The organism is Candidatus Kosakonia sp. 282A-S69 (assembly GCF_029433855.1).
Classification (GTDB): Bacteria; Pseudomonadota; Gammaproteobacteria; order Enterobacterales; family Enterobacteriaceae; genus Kosakonia; species Kosakonia cowanii_A.
This window is the reverse complement of sequence record NZ_JAROAU010000005.1, coordinates 234,372-234,740: the sequence shown is the minus strand read 5'-3', so window position 1 is coordinate 234,740 and position 369 is coordinate 234,372. Positions and strand designations below refer to the sequence as shown.

Annotated in this window: 1 protein-coding gene; it reads left to right on the top strand. The window is 53.1% G+C overall.

Annotation, left to right across the window (positions count from 1 at the left end; translation table 11 throughout):
• The coding region (locus PU683_RS22095) for a flagellin N-terminal helical domain-containing protein (protein ID WP_463322658.1) at positions 1-369 on the top strand (369 nt) is incomplete at both ends.

Below are 369 nucleotides of genomic sequence, written 5' to 3'. Positions count from 1 at the left end.
AAAGATGATGCTGCGGGTCAGGCAATTGCCAACCGCTTCACCTCTAACATCAATGGTCTGAGCGTTGCATCACGTAACGCTAACGACGGTATCTCCCTGGCGCAGACCGCTGAAGGCGCGCTGAGCGAAGTGAACAATAACCTGCAGCGTATCCGTGACCTGACCGTTCAGGCGCAGAACAGCTCCAACTCCGCTTCTGACATCGACTCCATCCAGTCTGAAGTCAACGAGCGTATGAAAGAGATCGACCGTGTCACCACGCAGACCGATTTCAACGGCCAGAAAATCCTGAACAACCAGACTGCTACCGCTAAATCTTACAACTTCCAGGTTGGCGCGAAAGATGGCGAAACCATCAGCATCTCCATG